The following is an 18655-nucleotide window of genomic DNA, read 5'->3' as shown; positions in this document are numbered from 1 at the left end:
ATGCCTGATCGCAAGGCGTTTACACGCAAGAACTCGGCTAAGAAGAGTTCTGTGCGCCACCGCGAACACTTCGCACAGAACCCCGTGTACGAACACGGGGTCACACACGTATCAACCGAGCGGATCAGGGTCGCCTTATCCACGTCCTCGGTCTACCCCATGGATGTGCCCACGTGCTTCAACATGGCACACGAACTGGGGTACGACGGGGTAGAAATCATGATCACCCACAACCGCACAACCCAGAACCCGCAATCAATCCACAGCGAAATGCGGCGCACGGGCCTGCCGGTTGTGTCATTTCACGCACCCACATTGCTGTTTCTACCCGGCGTGCTGGATAAAGACCACTGGACGAAACTGCGCAAGACCTGCGACCTTGCGCTGGAATGTGGGGCAGAATCCGTTGTTCTTCACCCGCCATTTAGGTGGCAAGGCGACTACGCAAAAGGATTCGTAGACGGCGTGCGTGAATTGGTGAAAGAAACCGGGCTGAAAATCGCTGTGGAGAACATGTACCCGTGGCGCGCGGGTCTGCGCGAAGTCCTGGTGTACTACCCGGACTGGAACCCGCTTGACGAAGACTACGACCACATGACCTTCGACTTTTCCCACGCATCAACCGCAGGCATGAACGCGCTTGAAACCGTCGCTGACATTCAGGACAAGCTCGCGATCGTCCACCTCACCGACGGATCCGGCTCTCTGCGTGACGAACACCTGGTGCCTGGGCGAGGCAAAATGCCGGTAGCAGAGACTCTGCAGTACTTAGCCAAACACAACTGGTCCGGCGACGTTGTTGTCGAAGTGAACACACGGCTTGTCGCCAAAAGATCAACGCGCACCGCTATGCTCAAGGAGTCCCTCGAATTCGCCCGAAAACACTTAGGGCTCAACGAAGCAACGTAAGGAGCTAAAGCGTGCGTATTGCCTTTGTCGGAACCGGATCCATGGGATCAGCTCTTCTGGAAGGCGTACAAGCCTCCACTGATGCGCAGATCGTCGCAACGTGCGCATCTGCCGCCTCAGCAACCCGCCTTCACGAACGGCTCGGGATCGACACGCTGGCAGTTGAAACGACCTCGGACGCTAACCTCCAAGCCATTCGCGGCGCCCAATTCGTATTCGTGGGCGTGAAACCGTGGATGCTAGCGCAGACGCTGAAAGAAATCGCACCTCACCTGGAACCGCAGGCAGTGGTGATCTCCATGGCGGCAGGGTTCTCGCTTGCAGACATGGCCAAGCACGTGCCCAACAACCCCGTTGTGCGCATCATGCCCAACACGCCCTCGCAAGTGGGCCGAGGTGTCATTGCGCTGTCCGCGGGTCAGGGAGTGAGCGATGAGCAGGTGCAGACGCTCACCGAACTGCTCACCGGCGCCGGGCTGGTGTTCCCGCTTGAAGAAGAACAGATCGGGGCGATGACCGCGATATCTGGTTCTGGTGTTGCCTACTTCTTCCTGCTGGCCGAATCGCTTGCGAAAACTGGCGTGGAATTGGGCTTGGACGCAGAAACCGCAAACCGCATGGTTGCCCAAACCGCACTGGGAGCCGGGTTGCTGTTGGACCGCACGCCTGAACCCGCTGATCTGCGCAAGGCCGTGACCAGCAAGGGCGGGACCACTCATGCGGCAATCGAAACCTTCCGCGCGCACAACTTCGACGACATCGTGTTCAAGGCCGGAACAGCGGCCATTGAACGTGGAAAAGAAATGGAAAGAGAGAACGCTGAATGAGCAAGGACGCCCAGGTTCAGCGACTTGGAGTAGCTGGCGCTGTATGTTTGCTAGGTTTTGCGCTCTACGCCACCCTGTCAGTCATGATGTGGCGGGGCTTCATCAGCCCGTCGTGGGACTTGGGCATCTTTACGCAACTGGCCGATCAGTACGCGCATTTCCGTGCCCCTGTGGTGAATATTAAGGGCGACGGGTACAACCTTTTGGGTGACCACTTCCATCCCATCCTGATCTTGCTTGGTCCCATTTTTCGGATCTTCCCGTCAGGGCTCACGCTGCTGATCATCCAGTCAGCCCTGTTCGCGCTTTCGGCATGGCCACTCACGCGCTTAGCTCTTGAGCGATTTGGCATGACCGGTGGCTCGCTCTTGGGGGCTTCGTACATTCTGTCCTGGGGTTTCATTAACGCAGTGTGGTCCCAGTTCCACGAAATCGCATTCGCAGTGCCACTAATCGCGTTTGGACTGGTGTGGTGGATGCGCGACAAACGCATCCACGCAGCTGTCGCGATTGGTCTTTTGGTGTTCGTGAAAGAAGACCTGGGCCTGATGGTTCTGATGTTCGGGCTTGCTGTTCTGTTGAAAGACCGCAAGGACTGGCAGTGGGCAACCGGCTTCGCTACGTGGGGAATCCTATGGTTCGTGCTCACGGTGAAGGTCATTCTTCCCGCACTCAACCCAATGGGACAGTACGACTACACCGACAACGTCTCCGTTGCTGAAACCCTCACACAGTCGGTCGACACCAAGTTCGCCGTTGTGTGTGTACTGGTTCTGGCAGCCGGTGTGATTGGGCTGAAGAGCCCCTTCATGCTCATGATGCTTCCAACTCTGGCGTGGCGCTTTGTTGGAAACGTCGAGTACTACTGGGGCTTCGACTTCCACTACTCCGCCGTCCTCATTCCAATTGCCGTGGCGTCGATGATTGACGTCGCTCCTCGCCGGTTCTTCAAACTGGCACCAGCGGTTGCGCTGGTGACTGCGTGCGCAATGCTCGCCCAGTCGCAGATCAACCTGTTGTGGAAATACGACCGCTACGCATCACCAAGCGCGCAAAGCGCAATCGAGGCTGCCTCGGAATACGACACGGTGGCCACCGACATTTACTTGCTCGCATACACGGTTCCGCGCACCAACACGTACTGGTTCGGAACCATTGGAGACGTTCAACCCGACGCGGTACTCTTTAACACCACCAAAACCGACTACTCACCGGAATCGTGGGCGCAAAGCAAGTACGGTGGCGTGTGGAACATCGTGTTCGACGACGGGACGTACAAGGTGGCCGCGCGCCAAGAGTGAGGCTAAGGGGACAGTCTTAGGTTTACGGGCGGTCGGCAAACCGGGCCAGGAGCTCTACGTGGCCCGCCACGATGAGCACATCGTGCGGTCCAATGCGACTCGACGGTTCTGCATACGTAAAGTCACGCCCCGGTCCCTTGACACCCACAACGGTGACACCGTACTTCTGGCGAATATCGGACTCTTCCAGGGTGAAGTCCTGTACCTCTTTAGGTGGACGCATTTTCACTACCGCGAACTGACCGTCGTCGAATTCGATGAAGTCAAGCATGCGCGAAGACACGAGGTGGGCCACGCGCGCTCCAGCTTCTGACTCTGGGTACAGAACGTGTTCAGCACCGATGCGCTTGAGGATTCTTCCGTGCGCCAACGAAATAGCTTTTGCCCAGATCTGCTCAACACCCAAGTCCACCAAATTAGCCGTGGTGAGAACGCTCGCCTCAATGGACGTTCCGATCCCCACAACCGCGGTGTTGAAATCCTGGGCACCCACCTGACGCAGAGCTTCAATGTTGGTGGAATCTGCCTCAACAACGTGGGTGAGCTTACCCATCCACTCGCTGACGACCTCGGGGTTGCGTTCCACCGCCATCACCTGCCGGCCCAGCTTCATGAGATTGGACGCGGTCGAAGCGCCAAAGCGACCCAGCCCGATGACCAGGACGGAACTGTTGTCACGGGAGTCTTGTTTAGCCAATGATCGGCCTCTCTTCTGGGTACCTGAACAAGCGCTTTGTGGATCGGCTGGACACTGCCGCAGCAAGGGTAATCGTCCCTAAGCGACCCAATAACATTAGCGAACTGAGAATGTAGAGGCCAGAGTCTGGGGCCGTGCTGGTGATCCCCATGGACAGTCCCACGGTGCCAAACGCAGAGATCACTTCGAACAACACCCGGTCAAGCGACTCGTGGGTGACCTGGAGCAGCGCAATCGTGCCAACAAGAACCAGGGCCAGACCTGCGAAGACCACCGAAATCGCGACTCGGACCACATTGTGTCCGATCCTGCGACCAAAAGAAGTGACATCGTCATAACCGCGTGCTTCAGCCCACGCCGCCATGACCAACACAGCTAGCGTCGTCACCTTGACGCCACCCGCGGTTGACGAGGACCCTCCACCAATGAACATGAGGATGTCCGTGACCAAGTGGCTCGCTGGGCTCAGAAGCGCCATATCGATCGTGTTGAACCCGCCCGATCGGGTCATCACCGACATGAACAACGTTTCCCAGAAAGTGGCCCCGAACCCCTTGTTTCCAAGTGTGTCGGGGTTGTTGAATTCCAGCCCAAAGAAAAGGAAGAAGCCCACGGCCACCAAGATCGCCGAGGTGGTGAGGGTGAGTTTTGTGTGCAGGTCCCACGAACGCGGCTTGTTCCACAGAATGGTTGCTACCAGGATGACCGGGAAGCCCAAGGAGCCCACGAATACCGAAAGCATGAGTGTGAATAGGATCCACGGATCGTCGGCGTAGTAGGCCATGCCACCCGGGTGGATTGCAAAACCTGCGTTATTGAACGACGAAACAGAATAGAAGATTGAATACCACACGGCGGTGCCCACTTCCTCTCCTCGCATGAGGAAGCGCGGAAAAAGCATCGCAAAGATGACGCTTTCAACGGTCAGCGCCGCGATCACAACCGCGCGGAGAAGCGACCCCACCTGTCCCAGCGAGCCCGCGTTAGTTGCTTGCATCGCAATGAGACGTTGGCGAACTCCAAGGCCCTTGGAAACGACCATCCCAAGGACCGAGGCCAAAGTGAGGATGCCCAAGCCACCCAATTGAACCGCCACAACGATCGTGACCAGTCCAAACCCAGTCCAGTAGTCCTGAAAGTCCACCGGAGTTAATCCCGTGACACACACTGCTGACACAGTGACCGTGAGTGACCGTGCAAAAGATATGTCGTTTGGGTTCTGATGCGCGATGGGCAACAGAAGCAAAACAGTAAAGAGCGCGACAACTGCCAAGAACGAAAAGATCGCCAAACGCGCCGGCGACGCTTCGGCAACCCGGTCAATGAAGTCGCGCGTGCGTCGCCCCGGCGAAAATATAACTTGGGCGAAGGTTCGCTTGGGAGAACTCACGAATGACAGCATAGTGGGATCGGCGCACTGAAGGGCTAGAGTGGTGACATGAGCCACGATGTTTTTGTTGTCTGGGACGAATCAGTGACCGAATACAACTTTGGTCCCTCCCACCCTATGCATCCGTTGCGCTTAGATTTGACCGCCAAGCTGGCAACGGATCTCAATATTTTTGACCACCCCCGCGTCCACCTCGGCGCAATTCCTCAGGTTGACGACGTCGCACTGAAGAAACTGCACTCTGCCGACTTCATTGAGGCAGTGAAAGACGCCGGACGTACCAGTGAACTTTCGAAAGAGATCATTGAGGCCTACGGGGTGGGTACGGAAGACGTTCCACGGTTCGACGGAATCCACGAAGCCTCCGGTCGCCTTTACATGGGGTCGATCGCAGCCGCTCAAGCCGTCATCAAGGGCTCATATGTGCGGGCCGTGAACTTCTGTGGCGGAATGCACCACGCGATGCCCGGCAAAGCCGCAGGATTCTGCGTGTACAACGACGTGGCTGCCGCGGTCCAAGAGTTCCTCGACAACGGGTACGAACGCGTTGCCTACATTGACCTCGACGCTCACCACGGAGACGGGGTCGAACACTTCTTCTGGGACGACCCGCGGGTACTCACCGTTTCCCTCCACGAAAACGGTCGGTTCCTGTTCCCCGGGACCGGTTTCGCCGCCGACATCGGAGGCCTCCAAGCAGCCGCGAGTGCCATGAACGTGGCGCTCCCACCTCGGACGTCCGACTCAGACTGGTTGCGCGCACTCGACGCCACCGTCCCGCACGTACTCCGGGAATTCAAACCGCAAGTGATCGTGTCGCAACACGGGTGTGACGGGCACAGACTGGACCCTCTCACGCACCTGCGCCTCTCCGTTGACGCGATGCGCCGAGGTGCCGAATGGGTGCGTGACCTCGCCGACGAACTGTGCGACGGAAAGTGGGTAGCAACCGGCGGCGGTGGGTACGCCATCATCGACGTTGTGCCACGAACTTGGTCACAGATCGTTGCGATAGCCGCCGGAATCGACCTGGAGCCCGGCACGGAAATCCCGCAACGGTGGCGCGACTACGTCATGACACTCACCGGCAGGGAAGCCCCCGTTCGCATGACGGATGGTGGCACCAACGACTACCAACCGTGGACGCAAGGCTACGATCCGGAAGCGGACATCGACCGCGCTGTCATTGCCACGCGCAAAGCGATCTTCCCGTTCTACGGCCTGGACCCGTACTACGACTGACCGCGTTATTTTGACCACACTCGTTTGAGATGGATACCCGCCTACCGATACACTAACGTGGTTATGTTCAGCTCGTGGGCACCTAAAGTTCACGAGAAGTTGCCGAGTATTGAGGTACCTTATGGGTTCAGTCATTAAGAAGCGTCGCAAGCGGATGTCGAAGAAGAAGCACCGCAAGCTTCTGCGTAAGACGCGTCACCAGCGTCGCAACAAGAAGTAATCTACGTGTCACAAATCCCCGTCGATGAAGCGTCGGCGGGGTTTCGTGCGTAAACGAAACCATGTCGGGAAACACAGTGACGTTTGTGGACCGCGCAGGTTGTCACCTGTGCGACGAAGCAAAAACAACAGTCACTCACGTCATCGACCAAGTGGCCCAAGAGACGGGGCACACATGGACGCTCAATGTGGTCGACGTTGATAGCGACAGCGAATTGCTGGAACGCTACGACTGGGAAGTTCCGGTCGTGCTGGTCAACGGTCGGCAACACAGCTTTCACCGAGTAGATGCGCGTCGGTTGAAGGCCTCGCTCATTCGCGCATCCAACACAAACTAAAGCTAGCCAGATTTAGTCCGCACAAGATCTAGTCCACACAACATATCCGCACAACCTAGTTGCGTTTGAGGGGTTCTCAGTGTCGTTGCTCGTCCTAGGTGTTTCACACCGCACCGCTCCTATGAGCGTGCTCGATGCGTTCGCCTTTGACGCGCCCGCAGTCGAGCAATTGCGCTCGCGGGTCTGTGCAGGCGAATACGTCATGGGTGTAGTTGTGCTGGCGACGTGCAACCGAGTCGAAATCATCGCCGATGTCTCCGGCTTCCACGGCGGGCTCGCCGATCTGGGTTCCGCCTTGGTCGACATGACGTCTTTCGACTGGAAAGAGCTGGCCGGTCACCTGTTCGTGCGCTACGAAACGGAAGCGTATGAACACCTGTTTGAACTCACCACGGGCCTGGACTCAATGGCGATTGGTGAGGCGCAAATCCTGGGCCAAGTGCGGACTGCACTCAACGAAGCCCGCACTGCTGGCACCTTGACTGGTGATCTGGAACGCGCGGTCAGTCGAGCGTTAGAAATCGGAAAGCGAGCCCACACCGAAACCGCACTCGACACCGTCTCAAACTCGCTTTTGGACACTGCTCTCTTTGCCGCCCGTGAACACCTGGGCGAAATCAGTGGAGCCCGCGCACTCGTCGTGGGTGCCGGTGCCATGTCAGGACTGGCCGTCGCCACGTTGGTGCGCTCAGGAGTCTCATCACTCACGGTCATCAATCGGACATCAGAGCGTGCCCTTCGCCTGATCGAACACGCCGAAGAGCTCGCACAACAACTGGGCACGTACCTCACCACCTCGTTCACCGAGCTGTCAGAAGGCTCACTCGTCGACGAAATCCGCCACTCCAACCTGATCGTCAGCGTAACGGGTGCGCGCGGAACCGTGATCAACACCGACACCGTGGTGAAAGCCATGAGCTCCACCCCGGAACCGCACAAGCGTGCGTTCATCGACCTCGCAATGCCCTTCGACATTGAGCACAGCGTTGCCGACATTCCGCACGTGAGCCTCATGGGGCTGGAACAACTGTCCATGGAATTCGCACAGAGCAACCTAGCCGCGGACTCCCGTGCGGTCGACGCGCTGGCACAAGTGCGCGCACTCATCCGCCAAGCCATGAACCAGGTCGCAGCAGATAAAGCGGCGTCCAAGATCAACCCCACCGTGGTTGCCCTGCGCAAACGCGCCAGCCAAATCATCGATGCTGAATACACCCGCCTGGTGAACAAACTGGGGGATGACGTCAGCGAAGACGTGCAAGCCGAAATTCGTAAATCCCTCAACCGCACAGTCGACAAGATCCTGCACAACCCCACCGTCCGGGTGAAGGAACTCGCGCTCACCGAAACCAGTACGGACTACGCGGCTGCGCTGTCCACGCTTTTCGACCTCACCGCAGCACCTGAAACCTCAGAGCTCCCAATCGTCAAAGCCAAGAACCACAGCACCAACCAAAGCAAGGCCAAGAACAACACGGCGAAGAGCAGCCCAGCCAAATCCACCACAACCGACGGAACCACACCAGTTGGCGACCACACGCTCGACGTGGTGGAGCCAGAAGGATGGACACGAACGGTCCGGCTGGGAACTCGCCGATCGAACCTGGCGCGCTCGCAGTCAGTGGGAGTCGCTCACGACATTGCCGCACACACCGGGTGGCGCGTGGAAATCGTCGAGGTCGTCACAGAAGGCGACGTCAACATGACCCCGTTGGCCAACATGGGCGGAACGGGCGTGTTCGTGTCTGCAGTGCGGCAGGCCCTGCTGTCAGGCAAAATCGACATCGCCGTCCACTCACTCAAAGACCTTCCCACCGCGCAGGCGCCGGGAATTACCTTGGCGGCTGTACCACCTCGGGTAGACCCGTCCGACGTCCTTGTGGCCCGCGACGGACTCACCTTCGACCAGCTTCCCCAGGGCGCGATCGTGGGAACCGGTTCGCCGCGCCGTGCCGCGCAAATGCGTGCAGTCCGCCCGGATCTGGACATTCGTGGTGTGCGCGGAAATGTGGGCACCCGCATCAAGTACGTCACTGACGGCCGCATCGACGCCGTCGTTCTGGCCGCCGCCGGTATGCGCCGGTTGGGGCGCCTAGCCGAGGTGACCGAGACCTTGGCGACCGACCTTATGTTGCCAGCCCCGGGGCAGGGGGCGCTGGCGATCGAGTGCCGCGCAGAAAACGCGGACCGCGACCCGTTCGACGCGAAACTGCGGTCAGGGCTGTTGGCAATCCACGACGAAACCACGTACCGCGCGGTCGTCGCTGAACGCGCCATTTTGTCGCGTGCGCAGGCCGGATGTTCAGCTCCGATTGGTGCGCTTGCGAACGTGACTGAACGGTCCATTGAACTGTCTGCCGTGATGGCCGACGATGCTGGTAAGCTGGCGCGAATTACCCGGTCAGTGGCTAACACGGGTGTCAACGCCGCGATCGACGTGGGAACCCAGATCGCCGATGAACTTCTCGACACCTTGGGCGTTGTTCCAGATACGTTGACCGGTGCGAATGCTCCGAAAGCTCAACTTGAGGTAAAACCATGAGTGCTTCAACGGTGTTTCCACTGATCCCGCAAAAACCGCTGGTTGTTTTTATGGGAACCGGGCCGGGTGACCCCGGACTGCTACCTGTGCGTTCCGCCGACATTCTGGCCAGCGCGCAGGTCGTTGTGTATGACCCGGCTTTTCACACTGACATTGTCGACACGTACGCGCCTTCTCAGACCGCGCGGGTTGAAGAGACGTCGTTGGGTCAAACGGCGTCCACACGTGGTCGGAAGATGGGTGAACTGGCCAAAGAGCATGGCCTGGTTGTGCGGTTGTACGCGGGTGACGGCGTTCTGTTTTCGGCTCTGAACTCTGAAGGTGTTGCCGTGCGTCGCACGGGCACCGGTATCGAGGTGGTCCCCGGGGTTGGCCTGTCGGCCGCCGTGGCATCGTTTACGGGAACCCCAATCACCACCAACCGCGTGCGGTCCCTGCGGTTTGTCGAAGCCGGAGAAATGACCCACACGGATGTGTCCAAGCACCGCAACACTGCCCACGTTTTGTCTGGTGACAGCGAAAACACGGTCGCTGCGATCCGGTCGCTCCTCAACGACGGGTGGGACCCGGCCACACGCGTGCTCGCAGTTGTGCGGGTGTCCCGCGTGCGTCAGGTGTCCGTGGACACCACTTTGGGTGCTTTGGAACAGCGTCTGGAGAACGAGCCCGTTCCACAGGAAACGATTGTCACGATCCTGGGCGCGGGAATTGAGGACCGCGGCCCGCTTTCGTGGTTTGAAACGAAGCCCCTGTTCGGATGGAACGTGCTGATTCCGCGCACCCGTGAGCAGGGTGAGATCACCGCCCAGGTGCTCCATGAGTACGGCGCGGAGTCCGAGGTCGTTCCCACGATCGCTATCCAACCACCTCGGACGCCGGGGCAGATGGAGCGCGCGATGCGCGGGCTTGTCGACGGGGACTACCAGTGGGTTGGGTTCACGTCGATCAACGCGGTGCGCGCCGTGCGGGTCCTGTTGGGTGACCTGGGGCTGGACGTGCGCTCCTTAGCTGGCGTGCGCGTTGCCGCTGTGGGGGCGCAGACCGCGGCTGCCTTGCGGGAGTGGGGGATTGAGCCGGAGCTCGTTGCTACGACCGAAGAGTCCGCGCGCGGGCTGGCCGCTGACTGGCCGGTGTTTGACGACGTAGAAGGTTTCAACCGTGTGTTGTTGCCGCGGGCGGATATTGCGACCGAGGTGTTGGTCAACGGCCTGCAGGAAAAGGGTTGGAAGGTCGACGATGTGACGGCCTACCGGACCGTCCGTGCCGCCCCGCCACCGGCTCCTACCCGTGAGGCGATTAAGCGTGGCGATTTCGACGCTGTTCTGTTTACGTCGTCATCGACCGTGCGCAACCTTGTGGGTATCGCAGGTAAGCCACCGGCAACCACGGTCGTCGCCTGTATTGGACCGGCCACTGCGCAAACTGCGGAGTCTCACGGGCTGGTCGTCGACATTGTTTCTCAGGAAGCTAACGTCAAATCTTTAATTGAGGACCTCGCTGAATATGCGCGCGATCTGCGGGATCGTGCGGAAGCTCAAGGCGAGCCCGCTCTTCGGCCCTCGGAGCGTCGCCGTACCAGGAGAAAGTCATAATGTTCCGTCCACGTCGTCTTCGTAGCACGCCAGCAGTACGCAGGCTTGTACAAGAGAACAGGCTTCATGCTGCTGACTTGATTGAAACGCTCTTCGTCAAGGAGTCGTTGACCGAGCCGGCTCCATTGACGTCCATGCCAGGGGTTGTGCAGCACACGCTCGATTCACTTGTGGAAGCGTCACGCAACGCCGTTGACGCGGGCGTGGGTGGCATCATGCTGTTTGGGATTCCGAGCCACCGTGATGAAACGGGTTCTCAGGCGTTGGCTGAAGACGGGATTCTGAACCGTGCAATCCGTGCGGTCGTGGAGGCCGTGGGTGACCAGACGGTGGTCATGGCGGATCTGTGCCTGGACGAGTTCACGTCACACGGCCACTGTGGTGTTCTCACGGACACGGGTGAAGTGGACAACGACGCCACGGTTGAGCTGTATGCCCAGATGGCAGTGGCCCAGGCGCGTGCGGGCGTTCACGTGATTGGCCTGTCCGGCATGATGGACGGTCAGGTGGCGCGAGTGCGCGAAGCGCTTGACGAAGCTGGTTTCATCAACACAATTATTATGGCGTACGCCGCTAAGTACGCTTCGGCGTTCTACGGGCCATTCCGGGAAGCAGTTGACTCGCAGCTGAAGGGTGACCGCCGTACATATCAGCAGAACCCGGCTAACGGTCGCGAAGCTCTCACGGAGGTCGCGTTGGACGTCGACGAAGGCGCCGATATCGTCATGGTGAAACCTGGCATGCCGTACTTGGACGTGCTCGCTGAAGTGAGTGACGCAGTGACCGTTCCCGTGTGGGCGTACCAGGTCTCTGGTGAGTACGCGATGATCGAGTTCGCGGCCGCCGCGGGAGCGATCGACCGCGACGCCGCAATCATGGAAAGCCTGACTGCGTTTAAGCGCGCAGGAGCCGACGCGATTTTGACCTACTGGGCGACCGAGGTTGCTTCCCGGTTGAATGGCCAATCATGACGGCCGCTCAGAGTCCAGTAAATTCTGACGCAAACACTGTCCAATGGCTTGACGATTCTGAGCAACTCGCATGGCGCCACATGGTTGAGTCGTGGCGCTTGATGATGGCTGTTTTGGATAAGGACTTGCGCGTCGCGTACGGGATCGGGATTCCGGAGTACGAGGTGTTGGTCCGCTTGTCGGAATCCGAGGACTGGTCGTGTCGCATGTCGGAGTTGGCGTACGAGATCGGTATGTCGCGTTCTCGCCTGACCCACATTGTTGCCAGGATGGAAAAGCGGGGTCTGGTAGAGCGGGAGTCCGCAGTGGGTGACGGCCGAGGTGTCCGTTGCTGTATGACGGACGCCGGCTGGGAACTGTTACAGGAGGCCGCTCCCACACATGTCACGGGTGTGCGAGAAAATTTTGTTGATGTGTTGGACCCGGTTGAGCTTAAAGCGCTGGGCGAAATGTACGAGAAGGTTCACACACACCTTCGCGAGTTAGCCTAGATACGAGGAGGATTTTTCATGTCCCACGTAACTTCTGAGTCGGAACGTCTATTTGCCCGAGCCCAGTCTGTTATTCCTGGCGGAGTGAATTCCCCGGTTCGTGCGTTTAAAGCAGTAGGGGGAACGCCACGCTTCATCCGTAGCGCTAAAGGCGCGCTGTTGTACGACGCAGACGGCAACGAGTACGTCGACCTCATTGGTTCGTGGGGCCCCATGATCCTGGGACACTCGCACCCGCAGGTTCTCGACGCGGTTCACGCGGCTGCTGACCAGGGTTTCTCTTTTGGTACCCCGTCTGAAAACGAAGTCGCGCTGGCAGAAGAAATCGTTGCTCGCGTAGACCCGGTTGAGCAGGTGCGCTTGGTGTCGTCAGGAACCGAAGCGACCATGAGCGCGATCCGTTTGGCCCGCGGTTTCACTGGACGGTCACGCGTGGTGAAGTTCGCTGGTTGCTACCACGGGCACGTCGACGCTCTTTTGGTTGCGGCCGGTTCAGGTGTCGCTACCTTTGGTCTGCCCGACACTCCTGGCGTGGTCGCCGGGGAAGCGTCAGAGACCTTGGTTGTTCCGTACAACGACGCGCAAGCGCTCACGGAAGTGTTCGAGAAGTACGGCGACTCGATCGCATGCGTCATCACGGAGGCCTGCCCCGGAAACATGGGTATTGTGCCACCTCGGGACGGCTTCACCCAGCTCATTCGCAAACTCACACGGGAACACGGTGCCCTCATGATCTCGGACGAGGTCATGACAGGTTTCCGCGTGTCTGAGGCCGGATGGTACGGCTATGAATCTGGTCTAGGTGAGGGTTACCCGGACGGACCTGCCGATCTGTTCACGTTCGGAAAGGTTATGGGTGGCGGTTTCCCCACGGCTGCTTTCGGTGGACGCGCCGATGTCATGGCACACCTCGCCCCAGCCGGTCCCGTGTATCAAGCGGGAACCTTGTCTGGGAACCCTGTTGCAACGGCCGCAGGTTTGACCACGTTGAAGCTGACCAAGGAACTCGATGTGTACAGTCACATCGAATCGGTTGCCGACCAGTTGCGCGCAGCAGTGACCCAGGAGCTGACACGGGCCGGTGTGCCTCATACGGTGCAGAGCGCGAACTCCATGTTCTCGGTGTTCTTTACCGACCGCCCCGTGATCAACTACGCTGACGCTCAGTCACAGAACAGTGACGCGTATGCGGCGTTCTTCCACGCGATGCTCGACCAGGGTGTGCACTTGCCACCAAGTGCGTATGAAGTGTGGTTCTTGTCGTTGGCACACACTCCCGAGGTCGTTGACCGGATTGTGTCCGCGTTGCCTGCCGCTGCACGTGCCGCCGCTCAAGCGAAAGGCTGAAAATGATTATCCGTGTTCACCTGAATCGACACGGCGAAGTCCACAACCCTGAAGGTATTTTGTACGGTCGCCTTCCCGGTTTTGGATTGTCTGAAGTTGGCCGTCTCATGGCTCAACGCGTCGCTGAGCACTACACCGGGCCGGATTTTATGGTCCGGGACCTGGTGCGTTCCCCGCTTTTGCGGACTAAGGAGACCATCGCTCCGCTTGCTAATGCGGTGAACATCGAACCTCTGGTTGACGAGCGGGTCATTGAAGCGGAAAACCAGTTCGAAGGCACCAAAGTGGACCGCCATTCGCTCATGCAACCGCAGAACTTGCAACGCTTGTACAACCCGCTTAAACCGTCGTGGGGTGAACCGTATGTCAATCAGGTGCGCCGAATGCGAGCGGCTGTCGCCAGTGTGCACCGCCGTTTAGAGGACATCGCGCGAAGCGAGAAGCTTGAGGTGGTTGACGGCGTGATCGTGTCGCACCAGCTTCCCATTTGGGTGACTCGCTTGGACGCGGAAGACCGTCCGCTGGTCCACGACCCACGCCACCGCGAATGCTCGCTGGCTTCATCCACGACTCTCACATTTGAAAATGGTTCACTCGTCGATGTTGGGTACAACGACATCGCGAAGGATCTGCAACCGGTGAAAGGGGTTGCTGGGGCATGACCGTGAACCGTCGTAAGGCTCTCACTGCAACGTTGGCGACAGCAGTGCTGGTGGCCACCAGCGCCTGTTCAACGGAATCCGATTCGCTTGCCGATCAAGCTGGATCCGGCCAAGGCTATGTTTCTGGTTCAGGTGTTGTCACGCAGATTCCGGAAGCGGAACGCGGAGAACCCGTCGATTTCGACTTCACGCTCTTGGACGGAACAGAAGGCTCGGTCAAGGACTACAGGCCCAAGCTCGTGGTGGTGAACTTGTGGTACGCGTCGTGCCCGCCGTGCCGTAAAGAAGCCCCTGCACTCAATGAGGTTGCCAGCAAGTTCGCCGACGATGCGGAGTTCTTGGGCGTTAACGTCCGGGACGGAAAAGCGGCAGCAGAAGGCTTCACCAAGACCTTTGATGTGAAGTACGCAAATACCCTCGATACTGACGGTTCGATTGTTGCGTCTCTTTCCAAAGTGCTACCCCCACAAGCCACTCCGTCCACGGTTATCCTCGATAAGGAAGGACGGCCGGCAGCACGCGTTGTGGGTGCGGTAGAAGAATCGACGTTGCGAGGTTTGATCGAAGAAACCATGGGCCATTGATGCCCGTGAACCTAATCGCGTCTGCCGGACAGTCGTTCGCCGACACCGTTCTCAACGGCCCCATTCTGTTAGCAATGGCGGTCGCGCTCCTGGCTGGACTCGTGTCGTTTCTTTCGCCCTGTATTCTTCCTTTGGTACCCGGCTACGTGGGCTATGTGACCGGGCTGACCGGAACGCACGTCAAGGACAAGAAAACCTGGACAGTACTCGCAGGCGTGGGACTGTTCATCCTGGGTTTCGCCACCGTCTTCGTGGCGATTGGGATCCTGTTTTCCGGACTGGGTGCCTTGGTATCACAGTGGATTGATGTCGTCACCCGGATTTTTGGTGTCATCGTCGTGATCCTGGGAATCGCTTTCCTGGGCGGTTTCCAGCGTCTGCAGAACGATGTGCGGATCTCGAAACGACCTCGGGCGGGGCTCTTAGGAGCGCCCCTTTTGGGCGCGACCTTCGCCTTAGGCTGGACCCCGTGTATTGGGCCCACGCTGGCAGCGGTGCTGGCCATGTCCACCAGCTTTGGAGGAACCGGAAACGTGCTTCGCGGAGCGGTGCTGACCTTTGTGTACTGCTTGGGAATCGGGATACCGTTCCTCATCGTCGCGTTTCTCATCCACAAGGGAATGGGCAAGCTCGAATGGGTTCGCCGTCACCAACGGGGTATTGTGCGGGCAGGCGGAATCATGCTGATCGTGCTGGGCCTGGCCATGGTGACTGGGCTATGGAACCTCATGATGAGCTATATGCAACTGTGGGCTAACGGATTCGAGTTGGTGGTGTAGTGAGTAAGAACACGCAAGCTCCTGCAAACATTGGTGCGGTAGGAATGCTGCGCTGGGCATGGCGACAGCTCACCACCATGCGTTTCGCCCTTATTCTGCTCTTGGTACTGGCCATGGCAGCGGTTCCTGGCTCCCTGTTGCCACAACGCATTCAAGACCCCGGCAAGGTGCGCACGTTCATTGAGGACAACGGCACTTTGGGTGAGGTGCTCGACAAACTGCAGATGTTCGACGTGTATTCGTCGGTGTGGTTTTCTGCCGTGTACATCCTGCTCATGGTGTCGTTGGTGGGCTGTATTGTTCCCCGGTGCGGCCAGCACTTTAAGGCCATGCGCATGGCCCCGCCCAAAGCACCGCGCAGGCTCACCCGTATGCCTGCTCACCAGGAGTGGGAACTTGAAGATAGTGACACTGACGACTTCTTGGACCGTGCGCAGCGCGTCTTGAAGAAGGCCGGGTACCGCACAGTGCGCAACGATGACCACGTTGCGGCTGAACGCGGGTACTTGCGCGAAACCGGAAACCTGTTGTTCCACTTTTCGATCTTGTGGGTCGTTGTGGTATTCGCTCTGGGTGCGCTCGTGTCGTATTCGGGGCAACGGATTCTGGTTGAGGGTGAAACGTTCTCCAACTCGCTGGTGTCCTATGACGACTTCAAACCGGGCACCTACTACAACCCGGACAATCTGGACGACTTCCGCATCACACTCAACCGTTTTGACGCCACGTTCGACAGTGAGTCGGTGGGACCACAGTTTGCTCAGCCCCGGCACTTCGCCGCAAATGTGACCACTAACTACCAGGGTGTTGAAGAGACCAAGGTTCTGCAGGTCAACGAGCCCGTGCGCTTTGGTCGCACCAGCGTGTATCTCACGGGTAACGGTTACGCTCCCGAGGTGACGGTGAAGAACGCGAAGGGCGACGTCACCTTCTCCGGTCCCGTTGTGTTCCTGCCGGTTGACGGAACGTATGCCTCCCGAGGTGTCGTCAAGGTTCCGGATACCGGTGGCGAACAGTTGGGATTTGGGGGAGTGTTCCTCCCTACGGCGGGATTCAATGACCAGGGTGAGCTGATTTCGACGTTTCCCGCGGCCGATCAGCCGTACTTGGTGATGAGCGTGTACGAGGGCGACCTGGGATTGGACGACGGGATCGCTCAGAACGTGTATGAACTCGATACCTCGAAGATGCGCGCGGTCACTGGCAAGGACGGTAAACCCGTCACGCTTCAGATGGCACCGGGAGAGACCGTCGAGTTGCCAGACGGTAGGGGCACGGTGACGTTTGATGGCGTGAAACGCTTCGTCGCTGTCGACATCCACTCCAACCCCACGCAGGTTGTGCTCTTGGTAGGTGCGGTTCTGCTCATGGTGGGACTGGGGCTGTCATTGTTCATTCCGCGCCGTCGTATGTGGGTGCGCGTCACTGATGGGCGAGTCGAAGTTGCGGCGCTTGCACGTGGCGAAGACCCCAGGGTCAAACACGCAGTAAAAACGCTTGCCGTACACTTGAATGAATCTGCGCGTGAAGAGGAAGATTAATGGACGTTTCTGTTGTTTGGGCTAGCTGGTCCAATCTGCTGATTTATTCGGCCATGGCGGTCTACGCGATCGCATTCATCATTTACTCTCTGGACCTTTTTGGCGACACTGCTCAGGACAAGAGCCAAGTAAAGAACAACACCAAGACCACCGCAAAAGCCAGCGCGGTTGCACGTACCTCACGTAATCGCGGTGGCGGGGTAGCGGTAGCTGAACGCGACGAGGATTTTCCAGTTCCGGTAGCTGAAACACATGACTTCAGGCGCTGGGCACGCGTTGGAACGGCGCTCACAGTCCTGGCTGTTCTCATGCACGTGGGCGCCGTCGTCACACGCACCATTGCAGTCATGCGTGTCCCGTGGGGCAACATGATGGAGTACGCGCTGGTTGCGTCCGCCCTGGCTGTCATCACGTACCTGGCCGTGTTGAAGTTCCGCGACCTGCGCTTCATGGGAACGTTCGTCGCAGGTTTCGCGCTGATCACTCTGGGCCTGTGCATTACGGTGTTCTACACTCCGGCGGCTCAGCTCATTCCTGCTCTTCAGTCGTACTGGATTTACATCCACGTACCCATTGCGATCCTGTCTACCGCCCTGTTGACCGTGTCCGCCGTGATCGCGATCTTCCAGTTGCTCACCATCAACTACGAAAAACGTGTGAAGGAAGACCGGCCCATTCCTAAGGCACTGCGGTTCTTGGCTCGTACGCCTGCTTCTGACCGTATTGAGATCGTGTCGTATCGCTTGGCCGCGGTTGGGTTCATCACATGGACCTTCACGCTGATCGCTGGAGCGATCTGGGCCGAGGTCGCGTGGGGTCGTCCGTGGGGCTGGGACACCAAGGAGATCTGGACGTTTGTTGTGTGGGTCATCTATGCCGCGTACCTCCACGCACGTGCAACCCGAGGTTGGTCGCAACGCGCAATCGCGATCCTCAACCTGGTCGGTTTCTCTACCGTTCTATTTAACTTCGCGGTGGTCAACATCTACTTCAACGGTCTCCACAGCTATTCTGGGCTCAAATAATAAAACGAACACAGTATGTGTAAACCCTGAGAGTAGGAAACACTCTCAGGGTCGTTTTATCTCATAAACCGTGGTTTACATGCAGTGATGGCGGTTTTTGCAGATCTCCGTTCCTTAACAAAACTTGTGCAAACGAGGCTTTCCGTTGAGAAAACAGTGAGCAGTTGAAAGCGTTGATATCTGGATAGCTACATCGCA

Annotated in this window: 18 protein-coding genes; 16 read left to right on the top strand and 2 right to left on the bottom strand. The window is 58.5% G+C overall.

Annotation, left to right across the window (positions count from 1 at the left end):
• The 3 genes from MHX53_RS04490 to MHX53_RS04480 are packed head-to-tail and all read left to right on the top strand — an operon-like array spanning nucleotide 1 to nucleotide 3037.
• On the top strand, nucleotides 1–909 hold the full coding sequence (locus MHX53_RS04490; RefSeq protein ID WP_239271389.1) for a sugar phosphate isomerase/epimerase family protein: 909 nt from the start codon (nucleotides 1–3) through the stop codon (nucleotides 907–909).
• A gap of 11 nt (nucleotides 910–920) precedes the next feature.
• On the top strand, nucleotides 921–1736 hold the full coding sequence (gene proC / locus MHX53_RS04485; RefSeq protein WP_239271388.1) for a pyrroline-5-carboxylate reductase: 816 nt from the start codon (nucleotides 921–923) through the stop codon (nucleotides 1734–1736).
• Nucleotides 1733–3037 carry a DUF2079 domain-containing protein gene (locus MHX53_RS04480; protein WP_239271387.1) on the top strand — a complete coding sequence of 435 codons (1305 nt, stop codon included), beginning with the start codon at nucleotides 1733–1735 and terminating at the stop codon, nucleotides 3035–3037. Before proC ends, MHX53_RS04480 begins: the two co-directional genes overlap by 4 nt.
• Nucleotides 3038–3059: 22 nt before the next feature.
• On the opposite strand, the gene MHX53_RS04475 is transcribed toward MHX53_RS04480, so the two are convergent.
• A complete protein-coding gene (locus MHX53_RS04475) occupies nucleotides 3060–3734 on the bottom strand; it encodes a TrkA family potassium uptake protein (protein WP_239271386.1) in 675 nt (224 codons plus the stop codon).
• Nucleotides 3727–5124, bottom strand: a complete 1398-nt coding sequence (locus MHX53_RS04470; protein ID WP_343212352.1) for a potassium transporter TrkG — start codon at nucleotides 5122–5124, stop codon at nucleotides 3727–3729. Before MHX53_RS04470 ends, MHX53_RS04475 begins: the two co-directional genes overlap by 8 nt.
• 48 nt (nucleotides 5125–5172) lie before the next feature.
• Between MHX53_RS04470 and MHX53_RS04465 the strand changes: the two genes are divergently transcribed.
• The 13 genes from MHX53_RS04465 (at nucleotide 5173) to ccsB (ending at nucleotide 18457) form a co-directional block, all read left to right on the top strand.
• Nucleotides 5173–6366 (top strand): acetoin utilization protein AcuC, encoded by a 1194-nt coding sequence (locus tag MHX53_RS04465; RefSeq protein WP_204515487.1) that lies wholly within the window; start codon nucleotides 5173–5175, stop codon nucleotides 6364–6366.
• A gap of 121 nt (nucleotides 6367–6487) precedes the next feature.
• On the top strand, nucleotides 6488–6586 hold the full coding sequence (locus tag MHX53_RS04460; RefSeq protein WP_005504750.1) for an AURKAIP1/COX24 domain-containing protein: 99 nt from the start codon (nucleotides 6488–6490) through the stop codon (nucleotides 6584–6586).
• A gap of 61 nt (nucleotides 6587–6647) precedes the next feature.
• Nucleotides 6648–6923: a glutaredoxin family protein gene (locus MHX53_RS04455; protein WP_204515488.1), complete on the top strand. Its 276-nt coding sequence runs from the start codon at nucleotides 6648–6650 to the stop codon at nucleotides 6921–6923.
• Between the two features lie 79 nt (nucleotides 6924–7002).
• Nucleotides 7003–9465, top strand: a complete 2463-nt coding sequence (gene hemC, locus MHX53_RS04450; RefSeq protein WP_204515489.1) for a hydroxymethylbilane synthase — start codon at nucleotides 7003–7005, stop codon at nucleotides 9463–9465.
• Entirely contained in the window at nucleotides 9462–11057 is a 1596-nt protein-coding gene (locus tag MHX53_RS04445) for a uroporphyrinogen-III synthase (RefSeq protein ID WP_204515490.1), read from the top strand. Before hemC ends, MHX53_RS04445 begins: the two co-directional genes overlap by 4 nt.
• The gene (gene hemB / locus MHX53_RS04440; protein WP_204515491.1) at nucleotides 11057–12028 is read left to right on the top strand and encodes a porphobilinogen synthase; all 972 of its coding nucleotides are present in this window, start codon (nucleotides 11057–11059) and stop codon (nucleotides 12026–12028) included. Before MHX53_RS04445 ends, hemB begins: the two co-directional genes overlap by 1 nt.
• Nucleotides 12025–12519: a MarR family transcriptional regulator gene (locus MHX53_RS04435; protein WP_204515492.1), complete on the top strand. Its 495-nt coding sequence runs from the start codon at nucleotides 12025–12027 to the stop codon at nucleotides 12517–12519. The genes hemB and MHX53_RS04435 overlap by 4 nt, the downstream gene beginning before the upstream one ends.
• Before the next feature lie 18 nt (nucleotides 12520–12537).
• Nucleotides 12538–13866 (top strand): glutamate-1-semialdehyde 2,1-aminomutase, encoded by a 1329-nt coding sequence (gene hemL, locus MHX53_RS04430; RefSeq protein WP_204515493.1) that lies wholly within the window; start codon nucleotides 12538–12540, stop codon nucleotides 13864–13866.
• Between the two features lie 2 nt (nucleotides 13867–13868).
• A complete protein-coding gene (locus MHX53_RS04425; RefSeq protein WP_204515494.1) occupies nucleotides 13869–14528 on the top strand; it encodes a histidine phosphatase family protein in 660 nt (219 codons plus the stop codon).
• On the top strand, nucleotides 14525–15112 hold the full coding sequence (locus MHX53_RS04420; RefSeq protein ID WP_204515495.1) for a TlpA disulfide reductase family protein: 588 nt from the start codon (nucleotides 14525–14527) through the stop codon (nucleotides 15110–15112). The genes MHX53_RS04425 and MHX53_RS04420 overlap by 4 nt, the downstream gene beginning before the upstream one ends.
• The gene (locus MHX53_RS04415) at nucleotides 15112–15891 is read left to right on the top strand and encodes a cytochrome c biogenesis protein CcdA (protein ID WP_204515496.1); all 780 of its coding nucleotides are present in this window, start codon (nucleotides 15112–15114) and stop codon (nucleotides 15889–15891) included. The genes MHX53_RS04420 and MHX53_RS04415 overlap by 1 nt, the downstream gene beginning before the upstream one ends.
• Nucleotides 15891–17432 carry a cytochrome c biogenesis protein ResB gene (locus MHX53_RS04410; protein WP_239271385.1) on the top strand — a complete coding sequence of 514 codons (1542 nt, stop codon included), beginning with the start codon at nucleotides 15891–15893 and terminating at the stop codon, nucleotides 17430–17432. The genes MHX53_RS04415 and MHX53_RS04410 overlap by 1 nt, the downstream gene beginning before the upstream one ends.
• On the top strand, nucleotides 17432–18457 hold the full coding sequence (gene ccsB, locus MHX53_RS04405; protein WP_204515497.1) for a c-type cytochrome biogenesis protein CcsB: 1026 nt from the start codon (nucleotides 17432–17434) through the stop codon (nucleotides 18455–18457). The genes MHX53_RS04410 and ccsB overlap by 1 nt, the downstream gene beginning before the upstream one ends.
• The last annotated feature ends 198 nt before the right edge of the window (nucleotides 18458–18655 follow it).

The organism is Brevibacterium sp. ACRRH, from assembly GCF_022346365.1.
In the GTDB taxonomy this organism is placed as follows: domain Bacteria; phylum Actinomycetota; class Actinomycetes; order Actinomycetales; family Brevibacteriaceae; genus Brevibacterium; species Brevibacterium paucivorans.
This window is presented reverse-complemented; position numbering and strand designations above follow the sequence as displayed.

Bases quoted from the DNA above. Each gene is read 5' to 3' on its own strand.
- MHX53_RS04480 (WP_239271387.1), top strand. From the start codon at position 1,733: ATGAGCAAGGACGCCCAGGTTCAGCGACTTGGAGTAGCTGGCGCTGTA.
- MHX53_RS04490 (WP_239271389.1), top strand. From the start codon at position 1: ATGCCTGATCGCAAGGCGTTTACACGCAAGAACTCGGCTAAGAAGAGT.
- MHX53_RS04415 (WP_204515496.1), top strand. From the start codon at position 15,112: ATGCCCGTGAACCTAATCGCGTCTGCCGGACAGTCGTTCGCCGACACC.
- MHX53_RS04425 (WP_204515494.1), top strand. From the start codon at position 13,869: ATGATTATCCGTGTTCACCTGAATCGACACGGCGAAGTCCACAACCCT.
- MHX53_RS04455 (WP_204515488.1), top strand. From the start codon at position 6,648: ATGTCGGGAAACACAGTGACGTTTGTGGACCGCGCAGGTTGTCACCTG.
- hemB (WP_204515491.1), top strand. From the start codon at position 11,057: ATGTTCCGTCCACGTCGTCTTCGTAGCACGCCAGCAGTACGCAGGCTT.
- MHX53_RS04460 (WP_005504750.1), top strand. From the start codon at position 6,488: ATGGGTTCAGTCATTAAGAAGCGTCGCAAGCGGATGTCGAAGAAGAAG.
- ccsB (WP_204515497.1), top strand. From the start codon at position 17,432: ATGGACGTTTCTGTTGTTTGGGCTAGCTGGTCCAATCTGCTGATTTAT.
- MHX53_RS04435 (WP_204515492.1), top strand. From the start codon at position 12,025: ATGACGGCCGCTCAGAGTCCAGTAAATTCTGACGCAAACACTGTCCAA.
- MHX53_RS04445 (WP_204515490.1), top strand. From the start codon at position 9,462: ATGAGTGCTTCAACGGTGTTTCCACTGATCCCGCAAAAACCGCTGGTT.
- hemL (WP_204515493.1), top strand. From the start codon at position 12,538: ATGTCCCACGTAACTTCTGAGTCGGAACGTCTATTTGCCCGAGCCCAG.
- MHX53_RS04420 (WP_204515495.1), top strand. From the start codon at position 14,525: ATGACCGTGAACCGTCGTAAGGCTCTCACTGCAACGTTGGCGACAGCA.
- MHX53_RS04465 (WP_204515487.1), top strand. From the start codon at position 5,173: ATGAGCCACGATGTTTTTGTTGTCTGGGACGAATCAGTGACCGAATAC.